The organism is Aerosakkonema funiforme FACHB-1375, assembly GCF_014696265.1.
GTDB lineage: Bacteria > Cyanobacteriota > Cyanobacteriia > Cyanobacteriales > Aerosakkonemataceae > Aerosakkonema > Aerosakkonema funiforme_A.
This window is the reverse complement of the sequence record NZ_JACJPW010000199.1, coordinates 1-7,661: the sequence shown is the minus strand read 5'-3', so window position 1 is coordinate 7,661 and position 7,661 is coordinate 1. Positions and strand designations below refer to the sequence as shown.

Genomic DNA, 7,661 nt, shown 5'->3' with positions numbered 1-7,661 from the left:
CATTGGTGGGGAAACCCCTCAATGTAAGCCGAGTCGTGGAAAGAGGAAACCTAAACAGTGATGTTTGGAATCCCCGTGCGTTCACGCCGGGGAGGATGTCAAAAATATCTAGAATCAGAGCGATCGCGCTAATTAATTCCTTACCTCAACCCAACCTACGGCTTTTGCCCCTCGCCTCGCCGGAGAGGGGGGTAGGGGGGAGAGGTCAACCCGCTCAACAAGCATTAACATGAAAAGGTGTGAACTACCTTTTCTCGGTATGAACTGGCAGGAAGTTTCCGGTAACTGGGTGTACATCCCCCAGCATCCCAAAGCAATAGTGCATTTTCTGGGCGGTGCGTTCGTCGCCACCGCACCCCAAGTGACTTATCGGTTATTATTAGAACACTTGGGGAGCCAGGGATACGCAGTTATTGCCACTCCGTTTGTCAATACCCTCGACCATAGTGCGATCGCCAAAGATGTACTCTATAAATTCGATCGCACTCTCGACGAATTGCGAACAGCAAACAAACTGAAAAGCCGATATCTCCCGATCTACGGTATCGGACACAGTATGGGTTGCAAATTACACTTACTTATCGGTAGTCTTTTTCCAGTCGATCGCGCAGGCAATATCCTCATTTCTTTCAATAACTACACCGCCAGCGAAGCTATCCCTTTTGTGCAGCAGTTCAACTTCAATCCCGCTCTCAATATCGAGTTTACACCTTCCCCAAGAGAAACCAAGCAAATTATCTATCGAGGCTACCAAGTCCGGCGCAATCTTCTAGTTAAATTTAACAACGATACGATCGACCAAACAACCCCTCTCACCGACTTGTTGCAAAAACGCTTTCCCGATATGGTTTCTGCCTTAACTTTACCCGGAAATCATCTTACACCTTTGGGTCAAGATCTGCGATGGCAAAGTGGAAAAGACTTTAGCCCTTTCGATGCGATCGGTCAATGGGTCAAGCAAGAAATCTTTCGAGAGTTCAATCAGTTAAAATCGGTAATACTGCGCTGGCTCAATCCGCTGTCCCCGCCATAATGTTTTACCATTAACAGACAATTGCGATCGTCAGCAGTGCGAGTATAAGACAAATGGTCGGTTATACTCTCCATCAGTTGCAAACCTCGCCCTCCCCCGGAGTCGTTTTCCTCATTGCTCAGCATCTCACTCAGCTTTTTGTGAAGATCGAAGGGTGGGCCCCAATCCCAAACTCGAATCTCTATCGAATCTTCAAATATCGTCACTTCAATATCAATAGGAACTTCAGGGGATTGATTTTTATGGGCGTGACGAACCGCATTGGTAAAAGCTTCCGCAAGCGCAAGTTGGAATCGCAACCATAATTTTCTCGCGATCTGCGGCTGATGTAACTGCTCAAACCACGAAAGTATTTGAGGTAAAGCCTTGAGATCTGTGGGAAGTTGTAAATGGCTTTTTTGAGATGGTGGCAATTTGACAAAACCTATGATTCAATAAAAGCGCAACTTAGAGGTAATTCTTAAATTTACTATAAATTTACTCGCTACTTAGTATATTTGTGCTAATCTTTTAGATTAAAACCTACTTGGCTCAGTATAATTTTTGTTTATCTTTTTACGGATGCTTCAATATTATAAGAATGGTATCATTTTTAGTCCATGTATCAAATTCTGGTTATAGATGATGATCCTGCTATACAGTTAGTCCTCACAAGGCTGCTGAAAAAACAGGGTTATACCGTAACGGTGGCAAGCGATGGCCAACAAGGGTTAGCACAGGCGCAGCAGTTACATCCGGCGCTAATTGTTTGCGATTGGATGATGCCCAGGATGAACGGCATAGAGGTATGTCGTCGGGTCAAGGCAGATCCAAGCTTATCCAGCACTTTTTTCATTCTACTGACATCCTTGGACTCCGTGGAAGATCGGGTCAAAGGACTGGATGCTGGCGCAAATGATTTTATATCCAAGCCGATCGAGATCCACGAATTGACAGCGCGGGTGCGATCGGGACTGCGGTTGTACCAACTCAACTACGAATTGCAAACCCAAAAGCAGATACTAGCCGCAGAATTGGCGGAGGCGGCTGAATACGTGCGGAGTCTTCTGCCAGAACCTTTAACCAAGCCGCTCTCTATTCAAGGTAAGTATATCCCTTCCAGTCGTCTGGGAGGAGATGGCTACGATTATTTCTGGCTCGATCGCGATTGTTTGGCAGTTTACCTGATGGATACAGCCGGACACGGCTTGAAAGCCACACTTCCTGCCATTTCGGTAATGAATCTGCTGCGATCGCACGCTATTCCCAATCTTAATTACTATCAACCCAGCGACGTTCTCAGCGCTTTAAATCATACTTTCCAGATGTCTGCCCAAAATGATAAATACTTTACCATTTGGTACGGTGTCTACAATCGAGCCAAGCGCCAACTGACTTACGCCAGCGCCGGACATCCCCCAGCGATTTTGTTATCCCCAAAACTGACATCAAGTCAACGCCTAAAAACTCCCGGTATGCCTGTTGGGATGTTCGAGGATGTCCTATTTACCAATAATTTTTGTGAAATTGAGCCGTTGAGTACGCTTTACATTTTCAGCGATGGCATTTACGAACTTCAGCAACCCGACGGTTCGATCTGGGGTCTGGATGCTTTTATAAATCTTGTCCAAAGCAGTTCCCACACCGAAAAATCCAACTTAGACCGGATTTTAGCAGAAGTTCGCGCTCTCAACGGGAAAGAATCTTTTGAAGATGATGTGTCTATCTTAGAGATTAATTTTGATTAAGATTAGTAAATGCACCAAGGGTTAACGGACTCGAAGTAAAAAATCAGCATATCTCTGTGTATATGCTTGACTATTTTTACAATAATTCACCAACGATCGCCTTCTACTTAAGCGAGTCCAATTTGCGATCGAATTCATCTCTATTCGCAAATATTTGGAACACGCGATCCATGCTAGTGAGTTCAAACAACATCTTGACTTGCTCGTTAATCGAACAGATAAACAGCTTACCCCCAGCAGCGCGAACTGTTTTGAGGGCTAATACTAAAGAACCCAGCCCAGAACTATCCATAAAGGTGACATCCTGGAAATCGACTAACACAATAGTGGCTCCATTTTCCACCAAGGAGTTAATTTCCTGGCGAAATAGAGAACCTTTAGAACTGTCTAACATACCGGCGGGTTGAACAATTTTAACAACAGAGTCCATGATTGTTATAAATCAGTTTGTCTAGATTTAGCTCAAAAGCATCGGCCATGATTAAATAACCTAGCTCGTTTATTTTTGTGATTATTTTGGCTGAATTTAAATATATCAGGATTAAGGATTAAACTCTACGCATCTGACTTTAGCATAGAGCAGCGCTTTGTTGTCTCGATCGAATTGGCTATACAGGGCTGACTTTGGCGCGGTAGAGGAGGCGATCGCCCTGCCGATAGCCAGTGTAGCGCACCTTAACGCGATCGCCCGGTTGTGCCGTCAGTTCCATCAACTGGTGCTGCTGCGGGTCATAAGGCAATTCTGTCCCTACGGGTGCGATCGCTTCCACTCCCCATTGTTGCACCAGTTGTTCTACAGGTCGCAGCAGCGGCAACAATTTCACTGCCGGCAGCTGAGGATTTTGTCCGGCAGCATAGGCAGCTGTTGGCCATTGTATCAGCCAAGATTCCAACACTTGCAAACTGGAAAGCTGAAATTCCTGCATTAACGACTGTCGCTGTGACTGCATCTGCGCTTGCAATCGTTGGTACTCCTGCTGTAGCGCTGGTGATGCTTCCCCTGTTTTTTCTGTCCAACTTATCTGACGATCGGAAAAAGTTGCCAATAACTCTTCTAGCGACACTTGCAAAACTTGACCGAGTTTGACCAGATTTTCCACCTGCATCTGCATTATCTGTCCTCGCCGCAGTCGCATCAGCTGCCGTTCCGATACCCCTGCGGAACGACTGAGCGCTTTAAAACTCAATACACCCACCCGCTGCATTAATTGTTGCAGCTGGTGGGTGTAGTCTGGAAGCGGAGACAGGTTCATTGCTGTTGATGCGGCGCGGGAGAGATGATTACTGCGTGCTTAACAGCCTATCGCTTCGCGCCACTAAAAATCCAGTCCTTACTGTTTATTCAGGATACTCCGCAGCATCCAAGCGGTCTTTTCGTGAACTCGCAGGCGTTCGGTCAGCATATCGAGAGTGGATTGGTCATCACCGTTTTGTGCGGCGGGGAAAACTGAGCGAGCGGTTTTTGCTACAGCTTCATTGCCTTCCACAAGTAAGCGTACCATTTCTTCGGCACTGGGGACATCCCGCGTTTCTGCAATCGAGCCTAATTCGCTAAATTGGCTGTAAGAACCGGGGGCAAACACGCCCAGCGCCCTGATCCGCTCGGCAATCACATCAACAGCAGCAGCTAGTTCGGTATACTGTGCCTCAAACATCAGGTGCAGGGAATGAAACATCGGACCGGTGACGTTCCAGTGGAAATAGTGGGTTTTCAGATAGAGCGAGTAGGTATCGGCTAACAAGCGAGACAGTCCTTGAGCAATTTCTTGGCGAGCTTGTTCCTCAATCCCGATATCTACTGGTATGGTTTTGTCTTGAAGTTGCATTGCTGAATTCTCCTGAGTTAGCGATCGAATTTTGGCAGCTTTAGCTCTACTTTTATATGTTTTCTATGAGAAGCGATCGTCAAGGAGCTAGTAGCCCACAAATTGATTTTGATGGGTTTTCGTCGGCTATCAACCTGGTTTCTATGAAAAATCCTGATTTTCTAGCCTCTAGCGCCTAGCTCCTAGCCCTTACTTTAAGCTAGGTGCATTTGTAAAACCGAGCGGGTCGCCCTGCGGACTCTGCAACGGATGCTCTCCTGGCCCAGGCGCTGGCAAGCCTCGAATCGGTGGCAACCAGAGAACCCATAATACTGTCCATCTACTTCCAGAACTTCGATCGGTTCTTGTTGTCCGATTTCTCGAATTGATTCCATTAGTGCTTCGACTTTCTGAGGATCGGTCTGTCGGATCAGGGGACGATGAATCTGCCGTAGGGGAATTTCCTGTATTCTTACCATCGGGTGTATTACTACTTCTATTTTTGACTCTTCACTCCTTAATCATAGTCGTTATGAGTTCGGTTTGCAACTGCAAACATTCAGTTCGACTATTTAGATCGATAAAAAGCATAAAGCTATGGTCGATCGCAAATGATCTATCGCAAGGCAGCTCATGCAGAAAACTACTTGTATCCTCAGACAGATTTTCACCGTTACTCAAACCCGCGACGGTCGATCGCTAGCTTACTGGTGGCGTACAGCAGTGACCGTGTTTTGTTTAGTCGGACTCACGGCAGATGTACGAGCTTCGGCTGTAGGCTCTGATGTAGAACTCAAGGTTGGCATTGTGCAGAGATTTGGTGCCAAAGCGGATGACGAGCTGACTTTGAAGGCGACAGCGGGCGATCGGCTGACATTGCAGTTTTTAGCTGGCAATATGGAGCCGCAAACCGTTTCGCTAGATAGCCTCAAGCTGGAAATACAGATGCAACCGCTACCGCAGCCAGAAGTAGAAGAGCGAGTTGTCCTCAGTACCCACCCAAACTTCGAGACAGCAGAAGATAGTGCCCTACAGTGGCGTGCGAAAGGAATTGAAGTCGAAATCGCTCAGCCCAGAAGGTGGCAAGTTTGGGCCAAACGGGATGTGTACAAGACTCCTTTGCTGCGACGATTGCTGCTGGAGAGTTTGCAAACCGAGGACGTCAGAACGGCTCATCTGGATACGCAAATAATGAAGGAGGAGCCAAAACCATCTTGGGTGATGGATGGCTTGCGCTACAACCGCAAAAACATCGAGATTACATCTGAAAAAAATATGATTCAGGTGTTTCAAGGCAAAAATGACAAAATCGGACGGACATTTGTCGGTCCGCTTAAAATCCAGCCTAACGCTTACGGTACATACACCTTGGTGAACCAAGTACCGCTGGAAACGTATTTGCGGGGTGTAGTACCCAATGAAATTGGAGCCTTGGCACCTAATGCAGCTCTGGAAGCGCAGACAATTTTGGCTAGGACTTACGCACTGCGGAACTTACGCCGTTTTGCAATCGATGGCTACGAACTGTCTGCGGATATTCACTGTCAAGTTTATTACGGACTCAGCGGTGCTTTTCCGACCACAGATAAAGCGATCGCAGCTACAAAAGGCTTAGTGATCGTGTACAAAAACGAGTTAATCGATGCGGTTTATTCTTCCACCAATGGGGGAGTGAGTGCCTCTTTTCGGGATGTTTGGAATGGGCCAGATCGACCTTATCTGCGTCCGATCGTCGATGCTGTCAGCAGTATTTGGGATTTAGGCAGCAACAGCTTGGCAAACGAGCAAAATTTGCGACAGTTCATCAATTTGCAGAAAGGCTTCAACGAAGAAGGCAAGAGTTTGTTTCGCTGGCGCAAAGAAACCAGCCTTCCAGACTTGACGCAGCAGTTACAGAAATATCTCAAGGACAAAAAACATCCCCAAGCTAACTTCCAAACTATTCAGTCAATGGAGGTGACAGAGAGATCGGCAAGCGGACGCATCCTGACAATGGTCATCCAGACTAACAAGAGTGCGATCGAACTGCACAAGGAAGAAGTTCGCAGTGCCTTTATGGCTCCCATCAGCACTCTGTTTTATCTGGAGCCTGTCAAAAAAGATAAACAAACCCTATGGGGTTACGCCTTTGTCGGCGGCGGCTTCGGACACGGGGTTGGTTTAAGTCAAAATGGTGCCCTTCAATTGGCCAACCTGGGTTGGTCGAGCGAGCAAATTCTCAATTTTTATTATCCCGGCACTCAAATCCAACCGCTCAACGATTCGATCGCCTTTTGGGAGCAACGCTGAACTAGCCCTCATACCAAATCCACTTCCACTACCCTCGTTATTTTTGGAAAGAGCGGGGAGTGGGGTAGCTAACCCGGATTTCGGATGAGTAACAGTTGGAGTGTGGCGGATGATTTCACGAAAAGTATAAAAAGAAGGAAAGGGAGAATTTTCGCTTTCCCTTTCCCTTACAAATTTTTTCTGATTTCTGCTTGGCTAGTTGGCTAGCGCCTCTAGTACAGTTCTTCTTCTTGGTGGGTGAGGATCGTGCAGTCAGATGTGGGGTAAGCTACGCAGGTCAGCACGTAGCCAGCTTCAATCTGATCGTCATCCAGGAAAGACTGGTCGCCTTGGTCAACAGTACCTTCTTGAATTTTGCCGGCGCAAGTGGAGCAAGCACCTGCGCGGCAGGAGTAGGGTAGGTCAAGTCCTTGTTCTTCAGCCGCGTCAAGAATATATTCGTCTTCTTTGACCTCAATGGTCGTGTCCAACTTTTCGGCTTCGTTGATTAGCTTAACCTTGTATGTCTTTGCCATGTAGCTGTCCTCTCAAGTATTCTAAACGGCTATATAAGTTTTCCTTAAGCAGCCCAGCCAACTTCCGTTTTGGGCCGGTCTGCTTTCAGGATTGCTTCACTTTTTGATATTACGGGAAAAGTTTGGATTTTTGATACTCGATTACCAGTTTCTGACAATGGGATTCGTAATTAAATTTCCTAATTTAATCCTGATTGCTTATACTTATTGCGGAAAGTCACCAGCTTGGTATCGGAGGGAGGGGAGTGGGGGAGTGGGGGAGCTAACATTTCGTCTTTATTCCTGTTGCTCA

At 46.8% G+C, this 7,661-nt stretch carries 10 protein-coding genes; 4 read left to right on the top strand and 6 right to left on the bottom strand.

The genetic code is table 11. The features are described from left to right. Together H6G03_RS37630 and H6G03_RS36300 are read left to right on the top strand one after the other, a co-directional pair. A partial coding sequence (locus H6G03_RS37630) for a hypothetical protein (RefSeq protein ID WP_206756675.1) occupies nucleotides 1-233 on the top strand: 233 nt, incomplete at its 5' end. A 26-nt stretch (nucleotides 234-259) separates the two neighbouring features. Then, nucleotides 260-1,033, top strand: a complete 774-nt coding sequence (locus H6G03_RS36300; protein ID WP_190475664.1) for a DUF1350 family protein — start codon at nucleotides 260-262, stop codon at nucleotides 1,031-1,033. Here H6G03_RS36300 and H6G03_RS36295 read toward each other — a convergent pair. Beyond that, nucleotides 982-1,446, bottom strand: a complete 465-nt coding sequence (locus H6G03_RS36295) for an ATP-binding protein (protein WP_190475662.1) — start codon at nucleotides 1,444-1,446, stop codon at nucleotides 982-984. The two genes, H6G03_RS36300 and H6G03_RS36295, sit on opposite strands and share 52 nt — an antisense overlap. Nucleotides 1,447-1,632: 186 nt before the next feature. Here H6G03_RS36295 and H6G03_RS36290 point away from each other — a divergent pair, with 186 nt between their 5' ends. Next, nucleotides 1,633-2,760: a PP2C family protein-serine/threonine phosphatase gene (locus tag H6G03_RS36290; RefSeq protein ID WP_190475660.1), complete on the top strand. Its 1,128-nt coding sequence runs from the start codon at nucleotides 1,633-1,635 to the stop codon at nucleotides 2,758-2,760. Between the two features lie 103 nt (nucleotides 2,761-2,863). Here H6G03_RS36290 and H6G03_RS36285 read toward each other — a convergent pair whose 3' ends face one another. The 4 genes from H6G03_RS36285 to H6G03_RS36270 all read right to left on the bottom strand — a co-directional run bounded on the left by H6G03_RS36285 (nucleotide 2,864) and on the right by H6G03_RS36270 (nucleotide 5,044). Then, nucleotides 2,864-3,190, bottom strand: coding sequence for an STAS domain-containing protein (locus H6G03_RS36285; protein WP_190475659.1), 327 nt, complete (start codon nucleotides 3,188-3,190; stop codon nucleotides 2,864-2,866). 178 nt (nucleotides 3,191-3,368) lie between these two features. Then, entirely contained in the window at nucleotides 3,369-4,013 is a 645-nt protein-coding gene (locus tag H6G03_RS36280) for a helix-turn-helix domain-containing protein (protein WP_190475657.1), read from the bottom strand. A 78-nt stretch (nucleotides 4,014-4,091) separates the two neighbouring features. Beyond that, nucleotides 4,092-4,586 carry a Dps family protein gene (locus tag H6G03_RS36275; RefSeq protein WP_190475655.1) on the bottom strand — a complete coding sequence of 165 codons (495 nt, stop codon included), beginning with the start codon at nucleotides 4,584-4,586 and terminating at the stop codon, nucleotides 4,092-4,094. Between the two features lie 194 nt (nucleotides 4,587-4,780). Beyond that, nucleotides 4,781-5,044: a sulfiredoxin gene (locus tag H6G03_RS36270; protein ID WP_190475653.1), complete on the bottom strand. Its 264-nt coding sequence runs from the start codon at nucleotides 5,042-5,044 to the stop codon at nucleotides 4,781-4,783. Between the two features lie 154 nt (nucleotides 5,045-5,198). Between H6G03_RS36270 and H6G03_RS36265 the strand changes: the two genes are divergently transcribed. Further along, nucleotides 5,199-6,854, top strand: a complete 1,656-nt coding sequence (locus H6G03_RS36265) for a SpoIID/LytB domain-containing protein (protein WP_190475651.1) — start codon at nucleotides 5,199-5,201, stop codon at nucleotides 6,852-6,854. Nucleotides 6,855-7,066: 212 nt separating this feature from the next. Here H6G03_RS36265 and H6G03_RS36260 read toward each other — a convergent pair whose 3' ends face one another. Then, the gene (locus H6G03_RS36260) at nucleotides 7,067-7,369 is read right to left on the bottom strand and encodes a ferredoxin (RefSeq protein ID WP_190475649.1); all 303 of its coding nucleotides are present in this window, start codon (nucleotides 7,367-7,369) and stop codon (nucleotides 7,067-7,069) included. Between the last annotated feature and the right edge of the window lie 292 nt (nucleotides 7,370-7,661).

Coding starts and splice junctions, on each gene's coding strand:
- H6G03_RS36270 (WP_190475653.1), bottom strand. CDS start 5,044: ATGGTAAGAATACAGGAAATTCCCCTACGGCAGATTCATCGTCCCCTG.
- H6G03_RS36260 (WP_190475649.1), bottom strand. CDS start 7,369: ATGGCAAAGACATACAAGGTTAAGCTAATCAACGAAGCCGAAAAGTTG.
- H6G03_RS36275 (WP_190475655.1), bottom strand. CDS start 4,586: ATGCAACTTCAAGACAAAACCATACCAGTAGATATCGGGATTGAGGAA.
- H6G03_RS36290 (WP_190475660.1), top strand. CDS start 1,633: ATGTATCAAATTCTGGTTATAGATGATGATCCTGCTATACAGTTAGTC.
- H6G03_RS36285 (WP_190475659.1), bottom strand. CDS start 3,190: ATGGACTCTGTTGTTAAAATTGTTCAACCCGCCGGTATGTTAGACAGT.
- H6G03_RS36265 (WP_190475651.1), top strand. CDS start 5,199: ATGCAGAAAACTACTTGTATCCTCAGACAGATTTTCACCGTTACTCAA.
- H6G03_RS36300 (WP_190475664.1), top strand. CDS start 260: ATGAACTGGCAGGAAGTTTCCGGTAACTGGGTGTACATCCCCCAGCAT.
- H6G03_RS36280 (WP_190475657.1), bottom strand. CDS start 4,013: ATGAACCTGTCTCCGCTTCCAGACTACACCCACCAGCTGCAACAATTA.